General features: G+C 71.2%; 17 protein-coding genes. 9 read left to right on the plus strand and 8 right to left on the minus strand.

The features are described 5' to 3' along the window. Positions 1-211: 211 nt before the first annotated feature. Complete coding sequence (locus SY84_RS07340; protein ID WP_052751076.1) at positions 212-952, plus strand: Ig-like domain-containing protein; 741 nt, start codon at positions 212-214, stop codon at positions 950-952. A gap of 22 nt (positions 953-974) precedes the next feature. Then, positions 975-3,659: a S8 family serine peptidase gene (locus tag SY84_RS17025; protein WP_046843475.1), complete on the plus strand. Its 2,685-nt coding sequence runs from the start codon at positions 975-977 to the stop codon at positions 3,657-3,659. Between the two features lie 75 nt (positions 3,660-3,734). Here SY84_RS17025 and cmk read toward each other — a convergent pair whose 3' ends face one another. Further along, a complete protein-coding gene (gene cmk / locus SY84_RS07350) occupies positions 3,735-4,346 on the minus strand; it encodes a (d)CMP kinase (protein WP_046843476.1) in 612 nt (203 codons plus the stop codon). 242 nt (positions 4,347-4,588) lie between these two features. Between cmk and SY84_RS07355 the strand changes: the two genes are divergently transcribed. After that, complete coding sequence (locus SY84_RS07355; protein ID WP_046843477.1) at positions 4,589-5,377, plus strand: peptidylprolyl isomerase; 789 nt, start codon at positions 4,589-4,591, stop codon at positions 5,375-5,377. A gap of 61 nt (positions 5,378-5,438) precedes the next feature. Here the strand turns inward: SY84_RS07355 and SY84_RS07360 are convergent, their stop codons facing one another. The 3 genes from SY84_RS07360 to SY84_RS07370 are packed head-to-tail and all read right to left on the minus strand — an operon-like array spanning position 5,439 to position 8,099. Further along, a complete protein-coding gene (locus tag SY84_RS07360; protein ID WP_046843478.1) occupies positions 5,439-6,323 on the minus strand; it encodes a class I SAM-dependent methyltransferase in 885 nt (294 codons plus the stop codon). Positions 6,324-6,351: 28 nt separating this feature from the next. Then, complete coding sequence (gene trmB / locus SY84_RS07365) at positions 6,352-7,347, minus strand: tRNA (guanine(46)-N(7))-methyltransferase TrmB (RefSeq protein ID WP_046843479.1); 996 nt, start codon at positions 7,345-7,347, stop codon at positions 6,352-6,354. Next, positions 7,344-8,099 carry an FAD-dependent oxidoreductase gene (locus SY84_RS07370; protein ID WP_046843480.1) on the minus strand — a complete coding sequence of 252 codons (756 nt, stop codon included), beginning with the start codon at positions 8,097-8,099 and terminating at the stop codon, positions 7,344-7,346. The genes trmB and SY84_RS07370 overlap by 4 nt, the downstream gene beginning before the upstream one ends. 68 nt (positions 8,100-8,167) lie before the next feature. Between SY84_RS07370 and SY84_RS07375 the strand changes: the two genes are divergently transcribed. After that, positions 8,168-9,079, plus strand: coding sequence for an RluA family pseudouridine synthase (locus SY84_RS07375; protein ID WP_046843481.1), 912 nt, complete (start codon positions 8,168-8,170; stop codon positions 9,077-9,079). Positions 9,080-9,185: 106 nt separating this feature from the next. Beyond that, positions 9,186-11,456 carry an HD domain-containing phosphohydrolase gene (locus SY84_RS15870; protein WP_052751077.1) on the plus strand — a complete coding sequence of 757 codons (2,271 nt, stop codon included), beginning with the start codon at positions 9,186-9,188 and terminating at the stop codon, positions 11,454-11,456. A 92-nt stretch (positions 11,457-11,548) separates the two neighbouring features. On the opposite strand, the gene pyrE is transcribed toward SY84_RS15870, so the two are convergent. Further along, a complete protein-coding gene (pyrE, locus tag SY84_RS07385; protein ID WP_046843482.1) occupies positions 11,549-12,133 on the minus strand; it encodes an orotate phosphoribosyltransferase in 585 nt (194 codons plus the stop codon). Positions 12,134-12,180: 47 nt separating this feature from the next. Between pyrE and SY84_RS07390 the strand changes: the two genes are divergently transcribed. The 4 genes from SY84_RS07390 to SY84_RS07405 all read left to right on the plus strand — a co-directional run bounded on the left by SY84_RS07390 (position 12,181) and on the right by SY84_RS07405 (position 16,290). Further along, positions 12,181-12,384 (plus strand): helix-turn-helix domain-containing protein, encoded by a 204-nt coding sequence (locus SY84_RS07390; RefSeq protein WP_046843483.1) that lies wholly within the window; start codon positions 12,181-12,183, stop codon positions 12,382-12,384. Positions 12,385-12,565: 181 nt separating this feature from the next. Further along, complete coding sequence (locus tag SY84_RS07395) at positions 12,566-13,318, plus strand: ribonuclease H (protein ID WP_046843484.1); 753 nt, start codon at positions 12,566-12,568, stop codon at positions 13,316-13,318. Between the two features lie 99 nt (positions 13,319-13,417). After that, complete coding sequence (locus SY84_RS07400; protein WP_081424535.1) at positions 13,418-15,880, plus strand: glycoside hydrolase family 31 protein; 2,463 nt, start codon at positions 13,418-13,420, stop codon at positions 15,878-15,880. A 2-nt stretch (positions 15,881-15,882) separates the two neighbouring features. Next, positions 15,883-16,290, plus strand: coding sequence for a DUF1801 domain-containing protein (locus SY84_RS07405; RefSeq protein ID WP_168927146.1), 408 nt, complete (start codon positions 15,883-15,885; stop codon positions 16,288-16,290). Between the two features lie 154 nt (positions 16,291-16,444). Here SY84_RS07405 and SY84_RS07410 read toward each other — a convergent pair whose 3' ends face one another. The 3 genes from SY84_RS07410 to SY84_RS07420 form a co-directional block, all read right to left on the minus strand. Continuing rightward, positions 16,445-16,984, minus strand: coding sequence for a VUT family protein (locus SY84_RS07410; RefSeq protein ID WP_046843485.1), 540 nt, complete (start codon positions 16,982-16,984; stop codon positions 16,445-16,447). A 175-nt stretch (positions 16,985-17,159) separates the two neighbouring features. Beyond that, positions 17,160-17,903 (minus strand): SDR family oxidoreductase, encoded by a 744-nt coding sequence (locus SY84_RS07415; RefSeq protein ID WP_046843486.1) that lies wholly within the window; start codon positions 17,901-17,903, stop codon positions 17,160-17,162. After that, complete coding sequence (locus SY84_RS07420; RefSeq protein WP_046843487.1) at positions 17,900-18,433, minus strand: dihydrofolate reductase family protein; 534 nt, start codon at positions 18,431-18,433, stop codon at positions 17,900-17,902. Before SY84_RS07420 ends, SY84_RS07415 begins: the two co-directional genes overlap by 4 nt. Positions 18,434-18,445 lie beyond the last annotated feature (12 nt).

Below are 18,445 nucleotides of genomic sequence, written 5' to 3' on the forward strand. Positions count from 1 at the left end.
CCGCACTCTTGGGATGTTTTTCCCACTAGCACTGAGACGAATCTGAGATTGTGCTGAACAAACCTTGCCCCCAGGCGGGGGGGCGCGTATCATCTACAGCCATAGCAACACAATTCCCGGCGTCAACCCGGGAGCCCAGACAACCCTCACCTCTGTCCTAGATGACCCGGGGAATAGGTGGTGGTCCTGCATGGGCATTCAAGGAGATCACATGAAGCGACACGGCCTTCTGTTCCTCGCCCTGACCGGCGCGCTGCTCACCAGCTGCGGTGGCCCCGCCGACGGCACGCCACCCACCGCCAGCGTCACCGCCAGCCCCAACCCCCTGATCGCACCCGGCACCGTCACCTTCACCGCGCAGGCCAGCGACGCCAGCGGCGTGAATCAGGTGATGTTCTACGACAACGGCACCCTGATCGGCACCGATGGCACCAGCCCCTACCAGGCCACCAAGGCCTACACCTTCGCCAACAACGGCGACCACGCCATCACGGTCAAGGTTGTCGACAACAAGGGCAACATCGGCCAGGCCGCCGCCACCCTGAAGGTTGCCATCGCCGACGCCTTTGAACCCAACGACAGCGTCGCCACGGCCGCGCCCCTCGCCATCGGCGGCGCCGCCAGCGGCGTCATCACCGCGCAGGGCCGCGACATGGACTACTTCAAGTTCGACGCCGCCGCGGGCGACATGCTGAAACTCACCGTCAAGAGCGTCAGCGTGGACGCCAAGAGCACCCTTGACCCCTACGTCATGATCCTGATGCCCGACGGCAAGACCATCCTGGAAAAAGACGACGACACCGGCGCGGGCCTGGAATCCGAGATCCGCTTCAACGCCCCCGTCGCCGGGACGTACACCGCCGTCGTGACCAGCTTCGACATTCATGACGACGCCACCGCCACCGACGACAAGACCACCAACACCTACCAGATCGCCCTGACCCGCCGCTGAGGCGCCCCCGAGGAGTACACCCGTGAAAAAGACCTTCCAGACCGCGTCCCTGCTGAGCCTGGCCCTCGTGCTGGGCGCCTGCGGGAGCAACAACGCCCCCCAGGCCGTCACGCCCACCGGCCAGTCCCTGAACAAACTGAAGGTGCAAACGCACGTCACGGACCGCTGGTTCGTGGAACTCAGCGGTGACCCCACCGCGCTGAGCAGCCAGAGCGTCGGCGCGCAGCAGGCCGCCTTCCGCACCCAGGCGGCGCAGCTCGGCATCACGTACCAGGAAGTCATGAGCTACCACACGCTCTTCAACGGCTTCTCCGTGAAGGCCAGCAGCGCCGAGATCAGCCGCATCTCCCAGATGCCCGGCGTGCTGGGCGTGTACCCCGTCAAGGAGATCGCCGCGCCCGTCGTGGAACGCAACCTGACTGACGCCCTGACCCCCGACATGTTCTCCGCCATCAAGATGACCGGCGCCGACATCGCCCAGAACGAACTGGGCCTGACCGGCAAGGGCATCAAGGTGGGCGTGATCGACACCGGTATCGACCTGGAACACCCCGCGTTCGCCGGCCGCGTCGTCGCGCAGTACGACTTCGTGGGTGACGAATTCGATTACAACAAACCCGCCAAGCCCGACCCCATCGCTGACGACTGCGGCGGGCACGGCTCGCACGTGGCCGGCATCGTGGGCGGCAACGACCCCGCCAAAGGCTTCAAGGGCGTGGCACCCGAGGTCAGCTTCGGCGCGTACCGCGTCTTCGGCTGTGACGGCAGCACCACGGAAGACATCATGATCGCCGCCATGGAACGCGCCTACGCCGACGGCATGCAGATCGTGAACCTCAGCATCGGCTCCGCCTTCGAGAACTGGGAAGCGACCCCCTCGGCCAAGGTCGGCAGCCGCATGGTCAAGAAGGGCATGGTCGTCGTCGCGTCCGCCGGGAACAGCGGCGCCAGCGGGCAGTACTCCATGGGCGGCGTCACCATGGGCGACAACGTGATCTCCGTCGCGTCGGTCAGCAACACCGAGATCGAGGTCAACAGCTTCAGCATCACCCCGGACGGCAGCAAGATCGGGTACTTCGCCGCGACCGGCGCGCCTGAAGCGGTGGCTGGCAGCAGCCTGCCCATCAGCAAGAACGCGGCCAGCAGCCCCACCACCACCAACGACGGGTGCCTCGTGGGCGGCGTCAACCCTTACACCGCTGGCAGCATGACCGGCAAGGCTGTCCTGATCCGCCGCGGCAGCTGCACCTTCTATGAGAAGGTCAAGAACGCTCAGGACGCCGGGGCCAGCGCTGTGATCCTGTACAACAACGCCGCCGGATACATCAGCCCCACGGTGGTGGGCGCCAGCCCGATCACCATCCCGGTTGTGTCCATCAGCGCGGCAGACGGTGCGAAGATCAGCGGCTTGATCGCCGGTGGCGTGACCATGACCTTCCAGAGCGGCACCATCAACATCCCCAGCCCCACGGCCAACACGCTGGACACCTTCACCTCCTACGGCATGAGCGCCGAACTGGAGCAGAAACCTGATATCGCCGCGCCCGGCGGGAACATCCGCAGCGCCTACCCGCTCACCGCAGAAGCCAGCGGCTACGCCACCCTGAGTGGTACCAGCATGGCCTCCCCGCATGTCGCCGGAGCCGCCGCCCTGATGCTGCAGGCATTCCCCAACACCAAGGCCAAGGACATGCGCGGCCTGCTGATGAACAGCGCCACGCTGCGCTGGTACCGCGCGGCCAGCGGCACGCTGTTTACCGGTCTGCCCGACTACGTGCAGCGCCAGGGGGCCGGCATGGTCGACATCGTCGGCTCGTACTACAACACCGTGCGCGCCACGCCCAACAAACTCAGCCTGGGCGAGAGCGCCAGCTTCGCCACCCGCAACAAGGTGGTTGTGCTGAAGAACACCTTCAACCGCACCGAGACCTTCACGGCGTACCACTACCCGGCCCTCACGGTCGGCGGGACGACCCTGGCCCCCACCCCCAGCCAGACGTACGCCACCATGACCATCAACGGTCAGGACGCCGACAAGTCCGACGTCGAAGTGGTCGTGCCCGCTGGCGGCGAGACCGAACTCAACGTCGTGATCACCGCGCCTGCCGGCGCACCCGACAAGAGCCAGTACGGCGGCTACATCGTGCTGGAAAGCAAGTCCGGCCAGAACATGGTGATTCCCTACGGCGGCTTCAAGGGTGACTACCAGAGCATCAAGGTGCTGGGCGACCTGATCATCGGCGGCAGCGCACAGAACTTCCCTGCCCTGGCTGACGACGTGGCGGACACGTACTACACCGAGGGAGAGACGGTGGCGGCGCCCATCGACTACACCTTCAAGCAGGTGGCCCTCGACCCGAACAAGCCCACCGAACTGACGCTGGACGCCCCTTACGTCATCGCGCAGATCTCCCACCAGGCCCGCAAGCTCACCATGGAACTGCTGGACAGCAACGGCATGGTCGTGGAAACCCTGCGCAAGCAGGAGTACCTGGGCCGCAACTGCACGAACAACCTCGCCAGCGTCAGCAGCAGCTGCGACGCGTACAACACCTACGGCTGGGACGGCAAGCTCAGCGGCGGCAAGGACGCGCCCAACGGTACGTACCAGCTGCGCGTGAAGGTCCTCAAGGCGCTGGGCGACGAGAGTGTCGCCAGCGACACCGAGGTCTACACCAGCCAGAAGTTCACCGTCGCGCGCCCCTAAGGGTCCGCACTCGAAACGCCGCTCCCAGTTCCTGGGGGCGGCGTTCTTCATACGGTTCAGTGAAGGTCTTCGAGGTCAGCGCAGGTCGTTCAGGATGGTGTCGATGACGCCCTGGAGGGTCAGGGGGCCGGTGTCGATGATGCGGGCGTCGGGGGCGGGGGCGCTCTGGGTGGTGTCCTGGCGGTCGCGTTCGGTCAGGGCGGCTTCGATGGCGGGGATGTCCTCGGGGCGCTCGCGTGCGCGGCGTTCGGCGCGGACGCGGGGGCTGGCGGTCAGGTAGAACTTGTGTGGCGCGTGCGGGAAGACGTTGGTGCCCATGTCGCGCCCCTCGGCCACCAGGGGGGCGGGGAGGGCGCGCAGCTGGGCGTCCACCCATTCGCGGATTTCGGGGAGGGCGGCGACGGTGCTGACCCCGCCGTCCACGCGGGTGCTGTGCAGGTCGGCGGACAGGTCATGGTCGGCGTTCCAGACGCGGTTGCCGCTGGCGAGGGGTTCCAGACGCACGGGGGAGAGCAGGGGCAGCAGGGCGCTGGGGTCGGCCAGGTCAGCCCCGGCGTTCAGGCCGAGGAGGGTCACGGCGCGGTACAGCAGGCCGCTGCTGACGTAGGGCACGCCGAGCGCCTGCGCCACGCCGGAGGACACGCTGGATTTTCCGCTGGCGGCGACGCCATCAATGGTCACGATCATCAACTGAGCAGTCTACCGCGCGGCCCCCTGCCCCGGCGGGCGGTGCACCCTTCGGGTGACGCGCGGCGTGTGTGGGCCGCTAGAGCAGTTCTCCGAATTACGGCATCAGAACAACAGACTTCTGATGCCTCCATTCTCTGCTTTACAGCTGTTCCAGTCCGTCCTGCTCAGCAAAATTCACTCGCTCCGCTCGGCCATAAAGAACAGCTCTTTATGGCAAATGCTCTAGACTGTCACGGACCATGAAACACGCTGCCCTGATCCTCACGGCCCTGCTGGCCCTGACCGCCTGCCAGAAGAAGGACGACGCGACCACGACCGACACGAAGACGGACACGGCCGCGACGGACACCACCACGCCCGCGACTGATACCCCAGCCACCGGGACGCCCGCCACGGACACGAAGACCGACGCAGCCGCCGTCACCAAGCCCGGCCCCGTCCCCGCCGGGTACACCGAGGTGCCGTTCCTGACCACCGAACCCAAGCGCGAGTTTGGGGCCGAGCCGGACATGGCCCTGACTGACGGCAAGGACTACTACGCGCTGATCGACACGAGCAGGGGGCAGATCCTGGCGGACCTGTACGAGCAGGAGACGCCCGTCACGGTGAACAACTTCGTGTTCCTGGCCCGCAACCACTACTTCGACGGCATCCGTTTCCACCGCGTGATCGACGGGTTCATGGCGCAGACCGGCGACCCCAAGAGCGTCGACGAGGCGCAGAAGGCCGAGTGGGGCACCGGCGGTCCCGGCTACCAGTTCGCGGATGAATTCCGTCAGAAGCTGACCTTCAACAGCGGTGGCATCCTGGCCATGGCGAACAGCGGCCCGGCCACGAACGGCAGCCAGTTCTTCATCACCTTCGAGCCGACGGACTTCCTGAACGGCAAGCACACCATCTTCGGGAAGGTCGTGACCGGTGACGACCTGCTGCCCAAACTGACCCGCACGATGGATCAGAACAACGCCGAGGTGGCGGGCGCCGTGGCGGACCAGATCCTCACGGTGCGCATCCTGACCAAGGGCTGAAGCCCCGTCCCCTGACGGCGCGCTCCCTGTCCGGGCGGCGCGCCGCTAACCGTTCCAGCGTCTACAGCTCCAGGTCGGTCGGGGTGGTGGTGTGGGCCGGGATGGCGGTCAGGAGCACCTCGTACTTGCCGGTCACGAACACCTTGTAGTCGTGTTTCTGGAGGCCGCGCCGGGCGTTCGTGACGTCGGCGGCGAGCAGGCTCAGGTCCGGGCGGGCGTAGTTGCGCATCCGCGCGCCGTACGAGAGGGTGCCGCCCCGGTAGCGGGCGTTCGGGTACCCCAGGATCAGGCCGCCGCCGGGCGTGAGGTGCTGGCGGCGCAGCGTGGCGAGCAGCACGTCCTGCCGCACGCCGGGGCTCTGGAGGAGGCTCAGGGCCAGAATCAGGTCGAAGCGGCCCAGGTCCGGGGGCAGGGCGTTCACGTCCGCCGCGTGGATGACCGCCTGGGGATGGCGTTCGCGGGCGGCCTGCGCGGCAGCCGGGTCGAGGTCCACGCCCACCACCTCGAAGGTGCGGTCGGGGAAGGCCAGCGGCAGGGCGTCCAGTTCATACCCGGCGTTCACGCCCAGCGCCAGCACCCGCCCGCCCTGGGGGGGGTTCACGCGGCGCAGCGCCTCAACGAACGTCGCCAGGAAGATGGGGTCCTCCAGCTTGTTCACCCGCGCCCAGTCGCCGTCCGGGCCGTACCCGGCGTAGTCCGGGTCGCGGGCCGGGGCGTGGGCGCGCAGGGTCAGGCGCACCCGCCCCTCCCCTGCCCTGTCCGGGGTCAGGAGGTGCGCGCCGAGCAGGTCGGCGAGGTCCGTCCAGGTGCTCCAGGGGCGGTGCGTGCCGTGCGGGGTCACCTCGCCCGCGTACCGGCCCAGGCCCGCGTCGGGGTCGGGGACGCTAAAGGTCACCTCACCTGCCGCACGGAGCCGGTCACGCACGGCAGGGAGGAGGACGCTCATGGGTTCAGTCGTGAAGTGCACCGGCCGGTCAGTACCCGTGGTGCTTGACGACGGCACCCTGAGCCTCCAGCCAGCGGGTGACGACGCCCACGGCGGCCTTCACGCCGGTCGTGATGATCGGCCCGCCGAACTTGGCGAGGCGCACGAGGTGCGTGCCGTCCTCGCGGGCGGTGATGCCGATCAGGACCTCCTGGGTCAGTTCGCCCTCGACGACGTGCGCCAGGACGACCCAGCCGTCGCGGCGCAGGCCAGCGTACAGGTCGAGCAGGATGACGGTCCACGCGCCGCCCTCCTCGGCGCCTCTGCTGCCGGGGTTGCGTTCGGTGACCTTCTCAAAGGTCTGGGGGCTAAAGGTGTCGGGCAGGGTCAGGACGGCGTGGGGCACGGTGGTGGGGTCCTCCGGGTAGGGCGTGGTCGGCCCGTGCGGGACGGGCTGGTGGGCGGTGGGGATGAAGCGGGCGTGGTTGACGCCCAGGCCGAGGTCGCGCCACTTCAGGGCGTACTTGGTTTCCAGCGCGGCGGCGGGCGGGTCCGTGCGCTCGACGCGCATGACGCCGCTGGCCCTGGCCTGCTCGCACGCGAACTCGAAGTATTCGTCGTGGTCGGTGGTCAGGAGGATCATCCCGCCGGGTTTCAGGCGGCTGGCGGCGAGCTGGAAGAACGGGACGCGCAGGAGGCGGTGGTCGGTGTGGCCGGCCTTGGGCCAGGGGTCGGGGAAGTTCACGACGATCAGGTCCAGGCCCGCGTGCGGGATGACGGACCGCACGAGGACGTCGGCGGGCATCTTCGTGAGGATCGCGTTGTCCAGGCCCGCATCACGCAGGCGGCGGTGCGCTTTCAGGAGCGACACGCCGGAGAGTTCCACGCCGAGGTAGTTGGGCGCCTCGGGGAAGGTCGCGGCGAAGTGCGGCCAGAAGCGCCCGTCGCCAAAGCCGACCTCCAGCACCCAGGGGCGGTCCGGGGTGTCCGGGTACAGGCGCGCGACGCTGTCGGGGAACTGGAAGTCGCCGAGGCGGGCGATCATGCGCGCCCCCCGGCCAGGTCGGCCCGCAGGTCGTCGGCGAGGCGGGCCGCGTCACGCAGCACGCTGTCGTACGTGTGCTCGCCGGGCGTGCACTGTCCCAGCATCCGCACGCGCTCCAGGCGGTTGACGCGGAAGCCGTCGAGTTCGCTGGGGGCGGGCGTCAGGAAGCGCACATCGTAGGGCGGTTCGACGCCCTCGCCCTCGGCGCGGCGTTCCGCCCCGATCAGCCAGATGCCGCTGGCGGTCAGATCGTCCGCCAGGAAGTCGTAGGCGACCTCGCTGAGGCGTCCGGCCTCGTCCATGGTGTCCCCCACGAGCAGGCGGCCCTTCAGGAACGCGCCGACGGCCAGCACGCCCAGCCGCGCGTGCAGCTTCGGCCCCTCCCAGGTGGAGAGCACGATCTGAGTAACCTCCTCGTCCAGGGCCGTGACGGTGCTCTGGAGGAGGTGAATGCCGCTCGTCTCCTCCACGCGGGCCTTCAGGTGCCGGTGGAACGTCCAGCCGTCCGTGTCGGGGAGCAGCGCGGCGCGCACCTCCTCGAACAGACTGCCCTGTGGGAAGGCCACGCCCGCCGTGGTCGGCTGGTACAGGTTCCCCAGGTGATCGAGCGCCTGCGACACCAGCAGCACGTCCAGTCCGGCGCGGGCCAGCCGCCATGCCAGCTCGGTGCCCGCCAGTCCGGCACCGACCACGGCCACGTCATACAGATGCCCCGGTTGCGGGCGACTTCTCGGAGAGGGCGAACCAAACATCACCGGCCAGTGTAGGGCCTACGCGGGAAGTCGAACGCGGAACGGCCGCACCCTTTACCCTGTCCCCCATGTCCGACGACGCCCCCTCGAATAGCGGCTTCGCGTTCCGCTCGCAGGTGCGCGCGGGCGGGGAGCGGGTGCTGGCGTTCCTGACGCGCGAGTACCGGCACTCGGACGCGGCGACGTGGGCCGCGCGGCTGGCGGCGGGTGAGGTGGAGGTGCGGGGCATTCCGGCGCGCGGGGACGAGGTACTGCGCGCCGGGGACGTGGTCGTGTGGCACCGTCCCCCGTGGCGGGAGGCGGCGGCCCCGCTGGACTACGCGGTGCTGCTGGAGGATGGCGCGCTGGTCGCGGTCAGCAAGCCGTCCGGGCTACCGACGTTGCCGGGCGCGGGGTTCCTGACGCACACGCTGCTGACGCAGGTGCGGCTGCGCTACCCGGGGGCCAGCCCCCTGCACCGGCTGGGGCGCGGCACGAGCGGCGCAGTGCTGTTCGCCCGCACGGGATCGGCGGGCGCGGCCCTGTCCCGCGCGTGGCGGGAGAACGAGGTGGGGAAGGTGTACCGCGCGCTGGCTGTGGGTGAACCGGAGTGGGACTCGCTGGAGCTTCAGGTGCCCATCGGGCCGGTGCCGCACCCGCGCCTGGGCCGTGTGTTCGCCGCCAGCGCCGAGGGGAAGGCGTCGCGCAGCGTGGCGACGGTGCGTGAACGCCGCGCCGGGCAGACGCTGCTGGACGTGGCGATCCACACGGGCCGCCCGCACCAGATCCGCATTCACCTCGCCGCGGCCGGGCACCCGCTGGTGGGCGACCCGCTGTACGGGCCGGGCGGTCTGCCACGGCCGGACCTGCCGGGCCTGCCGGGCGACCTGGGGTACCTGCTGCACGCCTGGACGCTGCACTTCACGCACCCCGTCACCGGGCAGGCCGTGCGGGTGGAGGCCCCGCCGCCCGACGCGCTGCGGCCCGCGCCGGAACGCTGAACCCGGTGCAGACCTGAATCTGGCGCACACCTGGACCGGGTGCAGACCGCCCTGAAGGGCCCTCCCTGTCAGACGCGGGAGAGGCCCGCCGGGTCATGATGACCGCATGCCGCCCGAACTGCCTGCCCCCACCCGCCGCGCCGCGTGGCGGGTCGCGGTGCAGGACAGCCTGCGGGGCGCCCCGGGGTGGCTGTACGCGCTGCTGACCCTGACGCTGCTGTCCGCCACGCTGAGCACCGTGGTCATGCAGGACGTCGCGCGGCACCAGCGGACCCTGCTGACCCTGGCCGACACCCGCACGGCCGCGTTCGCGCTGAGCGCCACCGAATGGCAGGCCCGCGCGCGCGGGCAGCTGGACGGCGCCCTCGCCGCCGAGGCCCGCGCGTGCCTTGAAGACCTGCGCCGCTTCACCGCCCGGCTTGAGCAGCTGAGCCGCGAGGACCTGCTGCTCGCGCGGGTGCATCCTCACCCGTCCGGCGGGGACGCCCTGGCCGCGCAGGTCGATGCGTACGCGGGCACCGTGCAGACCCTGCTGGCCCTGATCGCGCGCGGACAGCCGGGCGCCGCGCGGCTGGACGACACGTCGGTCGACCCGGCCTTCGCGGCGCTGCGCGAGCGGATTGCCGAGGTCCGCACCGTGGAGGAGCACACGGTCGAAACCGGACAGCGGCTGACGCTGCTGCTGACCGCCCTGACCGCGCTGGGCGCGCTGGTCACGGCGGGCCTGCTCGCCGCGCGCCTGAACCGCAGCCTGCATCAGGCCCGCGCGTGGCACGCCGAGGCCAGACGCCAGCGGGAACGGGAGGAACGCGACCCGCTGACCGGCCTGTGGAACCGCCGCAGCCTGCAGCGGCAGTTCACGCTGGCGCAGGCGGCCGGGCCGCTGTGCGTGGCGGTGCTGGACCTCAACCGCCTGAAGGCCATCAATGATCTGGGCGGGCACGGCGCCGGGGACGCGCACCTGACCCGCGTGGCCCGGGCCCTGCAGGCCGCGCTGCCCGAGGGGGGCGTCGCGGCCCGGCTGGGCGGGGACGAGTTCGCGCTGCTGCTGCCGCGCCTCACGGGCGATCAGACCACGCAGCTGCTCGAGGACGTCGCCGCGCAGCTGAACGCGCCGGGCGAGACCCTGCCGCCCTTCGCGGTGGGCGTCGCGCCGGTCACGGACGTCACGTCCCTGGAACGCGTGCTGGCCCTGGCGGACGCTGCCATGTACGAGGACAAGGAACGCCAGCGGGCCCAGGCGGGCCGTGACACCCGCCTGGGAACCAGCGTCGAGGAGTTCACCAGCCGCCTCGAACAGCTCGAGACGCCGCAGGAGGTGCTCAAGGAGGGCCTGGGCATGGCGCGGGACATGCTGGGCTTCCACGGCAGTTCGTACCTGGAACGCCAGGGGGACGCGTTCGTCCTGACCCACCTGGACGGCGAGGTGCCCGCCCCGATGCGCGGCGCGCTGGGGCAGCCCTTCACCGGGCAGCGCGGCCTGACCGCCGAGGTCATCGAGCACAGCGCCACCCGCTGGAGCAACGATTACCCGGCCGAACCGCTCGTCCTGACCCCGTGGCTGGAGGCGGGCCTGAAGAGCATCCTGCTCGTCCCGGTGCGGTACGGGGGGCGGCTGATGGGCGTGATCAGCCTGCTGCATTTCGGCACGTGGCGGGTTGTGACGCCGCAGGCCCGGCGCCTGACCGAGGCGCTCGCGTCCCGGCTGGGGCACACCTTCGAGCAGCAGGCGGCGCTGGAACACCTGCGGCACGCCGTGCAGGGCGGCCTGCTGGCGCTGGGCGCGGCGCTGGAGGAACGCGATCTGGAAACCGCCGGGCACACCGCACGGGTCGTGACGCTCTCCGAACGGCTGGGCAGCCGCCTGGGCCTGGGGGTCACGGCGCTGCACGCCCTGCAGCAGGGCGCGTCCCTGCACGACATCGGCAAGCTGGCCATTCCCGACGCGATCCTGCTCAAGCCCGGCCCGCTGGACGCGCAGGAGTGGGAGGTCATGCAGCACCACGCCGCGCGCGGGCATGACATCGCCCACCGCCTGCAGGGCCTGCTGCCCGCCACGCTGGACGTCATCCGGCACCACCACGAGCACTGGGACGGCAGCGGCTACCCGGACCGGCTGCGCGGCGAGGCGATCCCGCTCTCGGCGCGGATCTTCGCGGTGTGCGACGTGTACGACGCCCTGACCCACCCCCGCCCGTACAAGGAGGCGTGGCCGCACGAGCGGGCCGTCGCGGAGATCCGCGCGCGGCGCGGCACGCAGTTCGACCCCAGGGTGGTGGACACCTTCCTGACCCTGATCGAGGCGCCGCGCGCCGTCCAGGCCGGAACTGCCCCCCAGGCCGCCGAGATTCCGGACCAGCCCCTCAGCGGCTCCTGACCCGGGACGACGCCTTTCAGGGCGCTGAGGGGTCCGGGGCAATCGGGGTTCGTCCGGGTTCCGTCAGTGCCATTGACACCCCGGAACCCGTATCAGATCTCCTGCAGGGGCAGCGCGGCCAGCCACGCGGGCACCTCGTCCGGGGCGTAGGTGTCGAACACCAGCCGGGTCAGGGCGACCAGCGGGTAGCCCTGGAGGTCGCCGCCGTCGGCGCGGCGGTCCACGATGCAGGCGATGCCCACGCAGCGGCCCCCGGCGGCCTCGGCGGCGCGCACAGCCTTCAGGACGCTTCCGCCGGTCGTGAGGACGTCCTCGACGGCGACGAAGGTCTCGCCGGGCTGAAGGGTGAAGGCCTCGCGGATCTTCATGCCGCCCTGCCCGTCCTTCTCGGCGAAGATCGCGCGGGTGCCGTAGTGCCGGGCGGTTTCGTAGGCAAGGACGACGCCGCCCATGGCCGGGCCGATCACGAGCTGCGCGTCGATGCCCGCCCCGCGCAGCGCGCCGGCCAGCGCGCGGCCGATCTGCTCGGTGTACTGCGGGTACTGGAGGACGGTGGTGCTCTGCAGGAACTTGGGGCTGTGGCGGCCCGAGGCGAGCAGGAAGTGCCCCTCGTGGTACGCGCCGGCCTGGCGGTACAGGTCGAGAATGTCGAGGCTGGCTGGGTCGGCGTGGGTCATGGTGTCAGTATCCCATTCTTCACGCGCGGGTCCGGGCATCATGGCGCATGGACACCGTGACCTTTCCGGGAGGAGTGAAGCTGGGAGTGCGCCGCCGCCTGCTGGGCATTCCGCTGGCGCAGCTGGCGCGGGACGCCCACCTGCAGCCCGAGCTGCTGCGCCGCCTGGAGGCCGGGGAGTTCGATCCGCGCAGCCTGCACCGGCTGGCGCGGCAGGTGCTCGCCCGCGCACTGGACACCACCCTCGACTGACCTGCCGGTCCGTGGGCGTAGGCCGGGTGGCGGATTCGCCCGGCGCGCCGCGCGCGGCATGCTGCGAGCCGCAAAGGCCCGCTGAGGGAACCCTCACCGTCCGGGCCGGACCCGCGGGGCACAATGCGCCCCGGGGGCCCTGGCCCTCCGCCCTCTCCCCCACCCCCTCCGGAGGACCCGCGTGAATCAGGCGTTCGTGGATGCCAGCTGGCAGGAACAATCCGGGCCCGATGGTCTTGTGCGCGGCGTGGGCGGCTGGGGGCTGGTGCTGCTGCGCCCCGGCACGCTCCCGGCACGTGTCCAGGGGCAGCTGCTCGCGCCGGACAACAACGCCGCCGAGATCCGCGCGGTGCTGGAGGCCGTGCGGGCCGCGCCCGCCGGAGAGCCGCTGACCGTGCACACCGACAATCAGGCGGTGATCGCATCGGTCGGGCGCGGGCGCGGCCCGGCCCTGCTGGACGACGACGCCCGCGAGGTGCAGGCCGAGGCCCTGGCGCGCGGCGTGACCCTGCGCGTCGTGTACGCGCCCCGCACGCGCCGCCACATGAGAAGCGCGCACGATCTGGCGAACGACGCGCGGCGCGGCACGGGCGCGGCCGGACTGCCGGGCGTGCAGGCGGACGTGCTGATCGAGCAGCGGCCCGCGCAGCCCGAGGCGCGCGTCAGCCTGCGCCGCCCCGGCGAGCGCGTCACCGCGCTCGTCCCGCTGGACCTGAGTTCTGACGTGCCACCCAGCGCGCAGGCCCTGCTGGCCGCCGTGGGCCTCGCGCTGCCCGGCGAGGCGCTGCTGATCCGCCGCGCCAGCCGCGTCGCGCAGGCGCTCTGGCAGCGCCCCGAGCGCGCCCTGCGGCCCGCCGCGCAGGCCCAGCTGCACCACGCCCGCCGCGCCGCCGACGAGAACGGCGTGCAGGTGGAGTTCCTCGGCACCGGGTAAGGAGGGTTGATGGTCGAAAGTTGATGGGTGATGGAGCCCAGCCTCTGTCAACCATCAACCTTCAACCATTGACCCCAACAGCGGTACGCTGGTGGGCACATGAGGTTCTCTTCGTTCGCGGTGGAGTCGGGTGGGGTGAGCGCGCCGGGTGGGCAGGGGCCGGAGGTGCGCGTGTGGGGCGAGTCGGACGTGCTGGTGGTCAGCGCGCCGCTGCCCGGGGTGCTGCGGGTGCGGCTGTTCCCGGAGGCCCGCGCGAACGCGCTGGGGTTCCCGCGCGTGCCGGTCAAGCGGAGTTTCGCGTTGCGGCCGGACCTGTCGGGCGGCGTGCCGCTGAACGCCGCCGAACTGGACGACGAGCTGCTGGTGATCGGCGGGGGGCTGTCGCTGCGGCTGGACCGGGTGAGCGGCGCGTGGCGCGTCTCGACGGGGAGCGGCTCGACCGAGCGGGTGCTCGTCAGTGCGCACGGCTGGTCGGGCGAGGCGCCCACGCAGCGGCCCGCCCTGGACGCCGAGCGCTTCAACCTGCGCCGCACGCGCCTGAACCTGGACGCCCCGGACGGGGCGATGTACCTGGGCTTCGGGGAGCGCGTGGGCCCGCTGGACAAGCGCGGGATGCACCTGACGTTCTGGAACACCGACTGTTACCCGCACCATACCGAGACGGACCCGCTGTACGTGTCGGTGCCGTTCACGACGGTGCTGCAGGACGGCCGGGCGCACGGGGTGTTCGTGGACGAACCCTGGCGGATGGAGGTGGACGTGGCGCGCGCGCACCCCACCGAGCTGCGCTGGGCCTCAGCAGGCCCGGAACTGGACGTGTACGTCCTGGCGGGGCCGCGCCCGGCAGACGTGCTGCGCCGCTACGCGGACCTGACCGGCTACGCGCCCATGCCGCCGCTGTGGGCGCTGGGGGCCGCGCAGAGCCGCTGGGGGTACCGCACGGCGGACGACCTGCGCGCCGTCATCCAGGGGTACCGGGACCGGAAGCTGCCGCTGGACAGCGTGTACGTGGATATCGACTACATGGACGCGTACAAGGTCTGGACGGTGAGCGGCGCGAATTTCCCGGACCTGCGGGCGTTCGTGAAGGAGGCGGGCGCGCAGGGCGTGAAGCTCGTGCCGATCGTGGACCCCGGCGTGAAGCTGGAGGCCGGGTACGACGTGTACGAGGAGGCGACGAAGGGCGATCATCTGGTCCGCACGGCGCGCGGGGACGTGCTGGTCGGGGAGGTCTGGCCGGACCCGGCGGTGTTCCCGGACTTCACGCGGCCCGAGGTGGTCGCGTGGTGGGCCGGGCGGCACAAGGTCTTCGCGGACGCCGGGATTCAGGGGCAGTGGAACGACATGAACGAGCCCGCGTGCTTCAGCCTGCGCCAGCCGCGCGAGACCGAGGGCAAGACCCTCCCGTACGACGCGCGGCACGGCACCCGCACGCACCTGGAGGTCCACAACGCGTACGCGAACGGCATGAGCGAGGCCAGCCGCCTGGGCTACGCCAAATTCAATCCGCAGATCCGCCCGTGGGTCCTGACCCGCGCCGGGTACGCCGGGATCCAGCGGCACGCCACCGTCTGGACCGGGGACAACACCGCCACGTGGTCGCACCTGGCCCTGAGTCTCCCGATGATCCAGGGCCTGGGCCTGAGCGGCATTCCGTTCGCGGCGGCGGACGTGGGGGGCTTCGCGGGGGACACGACCGGGGAACTGCTGGCCCGCTGGTACCAGGCGGCGGTCGGGTACGCCTTCGTGCGCAACCACGCCGCGCTGGGCACCGCCGATCAGGAACCCTGGCGCTTCGGGGAGACCGTCACGGACGTGATCCGCGCCGCGCTGGAGTTGCGCTACCGGCTGCTGCCGCACCTGTACACCCTGGCGCAGGGGGCGACCCGCACGGCCCTGCCCGTCATGCGCCCCCTGGCGCTGCACTGGCCTGCCGACGAGGACGCCGCGCGTGAGGACACCCAGTACCTGCTCGGCGAGGGCCTGCTGGTCGCGCCGGTCCTGCGGGCCGGGCACCGGCGGCGGCTGGTGTACCTCCCGGCGGGGCGCTGGGCGGCGGTGTTCAACCTGTCGCAGTTCGGCCCGATCCACGCCGGTGGGCAGCACGTCGTCGCGGACGCCCCGCTGGACACGCTGCCCCTGTACCTGCGTGCCGGGACGGCCCTGCCGGTCACGGAGCCCGCGCCGCACACCACCTCGGCCCGATGGGAGCGGCTGTCGTGGCTGATCCACGCGGACCGCGCCGGGTTCGTGGGTCAGCTGTTCGAGGACGCCGGGGACGGCCCAGCCGGGGGTCGCCTGACGCGGCTGGTCGGGGAGCGGCAGGGCACGCGCCTGACCATCCGCCGCGACGCCGAGGGCGACATCGGCACCTTCGAGCAGCGGGAGACCATGCACGTCCTGGGACTGGGGCACGTCCGCGCCGTGCAGGGAGCGGCCAGTTTCGCGTACGAGGACGGCGTGCTGCGCCTGACCCTCCCGGCCCGCTGGCAGACCGTCACCCTGGATCTCGACGAGGACGACGAGGAACCGGGCGAGGTGGACGCCCTCCCGGTGGACTGACTGTGACGACGCCCGACCCCGTGACCGAGCGCATCGAGGCCCTGACCGACTGGCGTGGCGACACCCTGCGCCGCGTGCGGGGTCTGATCCGGGGGGCGCTGCCCGGCGTGCAGGAGAGCGTGAAGTGGGCCAAGGCCACCTCGCCCGGCGTGCCCGTGTGGGCGCACGGGGGCATCGTCTGCACCGGCGAGCCCTCCGCGCGGGCCGTGAAACTCACGTTCCCGCGCGGGGCCAGCCTGCCCGACCCGGCGGGGCTGTTCAACGCCAGCCTGGACGGGAACGCCCGCCGCGCCATCGACCTGCCCGAGGGGGCCACGCTGGACGAGGCGGCCTTCCGGGACCTGATCCGCGCCGCCGCCCCCGCGAACGAGCAGACGCAGGCGGCACGGAAGAAGCCCCGCCTGACCTGACCGTTCAGGTCGTGCGGGTCATACGGATTCCGTTTATTTCGTTGACAGATCGGAACACCACCGATCTGCCAACTCCACGTCCGGAATCCGTTCCTCTCCTACTCGCATCCGCTCGGATTGAACGGCTTTATAAGCCATTCAATCGGATTCCGTATCAGGCGGTGCGGGCGGCGTGCCGGACGCGGATGGCGAACAGCGCGGCGATCAGGTACTTGATCACGACGTCCGCGAAGATGATCTGCGCGATCTGCGAGGCGGGCATGTCGCCCCAGAAGGCCAGCAGGTTGAACAGGACGCTGTCCAGCGGGACGCTCACGGCGTTGCTGGCCAGGACGCGGGTCCACCAGCTGCGCCCCATGAGGCGCTGGTACACGGCGGTGTCCGCGAGTTCCCCGGCGAGGATCGCCAGGAAGCTCGCGCCGATGAAGCGCCACGGGGTTCCGGTCAGGAGGGCCACGGCGGTGTTCACGATCAGGGCCGCGGCGATGGAGATGTACACGGCGTTCAGGCCGCCCGCGCGGTGAATGCGGTCGCGCAGCGTGAACACGGCCGCGAAGAAGATCGTGCCGACGCTGAGCAGGCCGTACACGGGCAGCGGAATGAAGGTGTTCAGCGTCAGGTTCGCCAGCAGGATGCTCAGGGCGTACAGGGCGATCAGCAGCAGCGGCAGCGCCGCCTTGGGTGCGTGGGTCATGGGGACCTCGGGCCGGGGTCGACAGGACAGGTCGAGCGGCAACGCAGGCGCACGGGGGGCGCCTGGACAGGGGTGGAGACAGCGGGGCGGGCGGGTGAAGCGGGCGGAACCGGCAGAGCCCCGGAGACGGAGCCTGCCGCGCACCCCGCAGCATACCCCGCGTGGCCCTCCCGGTTCAGCGCCCCCCGCTGACGTCGAGGGTGGTGCCGGTCACGTACGCCGCCTGGGGGGACAGCAGCCAGAGGATGGCCTGCGCGACCTCGTCGGGCGTGCCGCCGCGGCCCAGGGGGACGCTGCCCGCGAGCCGCGCCACGCGGCCGGGTTCGCCGCCCAGCGCGTGGATGTCCGTCTCGATCAGGCCGGGGCGGACGCCGCACACACGGATGCCCTCGGCGGCGACCTCGCGGGCCAGGCCGACGGTCAGGGTATCCACGGCACCCTTCGAGGCGGCGTAGTCCACGTACTCGCCGCCTGAGCCGAGCACGGCCGCGCGGGAGGAGACGTTCACGATCACGCCGCCCGGCCCGCCGTGCCGGGTGGAGAGCCGCCGGACGGCCGCGCCCGCGCAGAGGAACGCGCCGATCACGTTGGTGCTGAGCACCCGCTGGAGGCGGGCGGCGTCGAGTTCGTCCACGCGTGCCTGCCGTTCCAGCGTTCCGGCGTTGTTCACCAGGGCGTGCAGGCCGCCCAGTCCGGTCTGCACGGTGTCGAAGAGGCGTTCCACGTCGTCGGGATGGCCCACGTCGGCCTGGACGGCCAGCGCGCGGCCTCCGGCGGCCTCGATCTCCCGGACGATCCCGGCAGCCGCGGCGGCGTCCTGGCGGTACCCCAGCCCGACCGCGTACCCGGCCTGCGCGGCGAGGCGGGCGGTGGCCGCGCCGATGCCCCGGCTGCCGCCCGTGATCAGCACGGTCTTCATGGACGTGCCGGGCCGTACGTGAGCAGGAGGACGCCCGCGCCCAGCTCCCGCGTGCCCAGCAGGGTCAGGGGCAGGTGCTCCAGCGTGTCGAGGAGCCGTTTCCCGCGCCCCAGCACGAGCGGGAAGACCATCAGGCGCAATTCGTCCACCAGTCCGCGCCTCAGGAGCGTCTGCGCGAGGGTGCCGCTGCCGTACACGAGCAGCGGCCCGCCTGGCTGAGACTTCAGGGCCTGCACGTCCGCCACCACGTCCGGGCCGAGCGCGGCGGCGTTCCACCCGAGCGGGCCGGGGCGGGAGGTCGCCACGTACTTCGGCAGGGCGTTCATGCGCTCCGCGAACGCACCGGTGGCGGTCGGCCAGTAGACTGCGAATTCCTCGTAGGTGGTGCGGCCCAGCAGCAGCGCGCTGCTGGCGAACAATTCGTCGCGTTTGAACGGCCCGTCGTCCGGGTCGTACGGCGCGCGCCACGGCGAGTGTTCCTCGTACACGCCGTTCAGGGACACGAATTCAGTGACGATCAGTGGGCGCACGTGCGGCCTCCC

It is taken from the genome of Deinococcus soli (ex Cha et al. 2016) (assembly GCF_001007995.1).
In the GTDB taxonomy this organism is placed as follows: Bacteria; Deinococcota; Deinococci; order Deinococcales; family Deinococcaceae; genus Deinococcus; species Deinococcus soli.